The organism is Acinetobacter sp. USHLN143, assembly GCF_037145695.1.
Classification (GTDB): Bacteria; Pseudomonadota; Gammaproteobacteria; order Pseudomonadales; family Moraxellaceae; genus Acinetobacter; species Acinetobacter fasciculus.
Genome location: NZ_JBBCWZ010000179.1, coordinates 1 through 871 on the forward strand (window position 1 = coordinate 1; position 871 = coordinate 871).

At 41.3% G+C, this 871-nt stretch carries 2 tRNA genes and 1 rRNA gene; all 3 read right to left on the bottom strand.

Annotated elements, in window-relative coordinates:
• Positions 1-523: 523 nt before the first annotated feature.
• Positions 524-599 (bottom strand) — tRNA-Ala (locus WFH18_RS17545).
• 71 nt (positions 600-670) lie between these two features.
• Positions 671-747 (bottom strand) — tRNA-Ile (locus WFH18_RS17550).
• Positions 748-807: 60 nt separating this feature from the next.
• Positions 808-871, bottom strand: a 16S ribosomal RNA gene (locus tag WFH18_RS17555); the annotation flags it as partial.

An 871-nucleotide genomic window follows, 5' to 3' on the forward strand; every position in this document is an offset into this window, starting at 1 on the left:
AGCTTTTCGCAGGCTATCACGTCTTTCATCGCCTCTGACTGCCAAGGCATCCACCACATGCACTTAATTACTTGACTATACAACCCCAAACAGTCGTTTATCCTTACAAGTGGGATAAGCAACAGAGCTTGTCTTGCGACTCACCCATACAGTTGGCGTTTCGTAGATTTAACTACTGTACAGCTTCAATTAGATTCATATACCAAAACGCTTGATTCAGTTAATTTCGCTAGAACTCATTTCTTTAATCTTCACATCACAGTAATAAATCACTGTTAGTGTTGATCTTAAAAACGAGTTTGAACAAATTATTTCAACTCAAATATATTCTGTTAATGATTTTTCCAGCCTTCGTCAGGTCAGGAAACTGTGATAAATCACAGAGATTATCAAGTGCGCGTATCATAACGCTTGTACTTGTTAATCTCTAGGATCTAAACACTTGATCGCTTAAGGACTAAACTAACAATCAACTGATTGTCTATTTATTAGCTTTTGTCTTTATACATTCCGTAGGAATGTATGGTGGAGACTAGGAGAGTCGAACTCCTGACCTCCTGCGTGCAAAGCAGGCGCTCTACCAACTAAGCTAAGTCCCCAGCTTATCAATAAGTCAATGTATCGTTCCGTTCTGTTTGCTTCAGCACTTTCATGCTTGGTTAGTCAGATTTGGTGGGTCTGACAAGACTTGAACTTGTGACCCCACGCTTATCAAGCGTGTGCTCTAACCAACTGAGCTACAGACCCTCAGATACATCGTATGAAGAACAACTTGTTGTGGATTCTTACCAATCGTCAATCTTTCGTTAAGGAGGTGATCCAGCCGCAGGTTCCCCTACGGCTACCTTGTTACGACTTCACCCCAGTCATC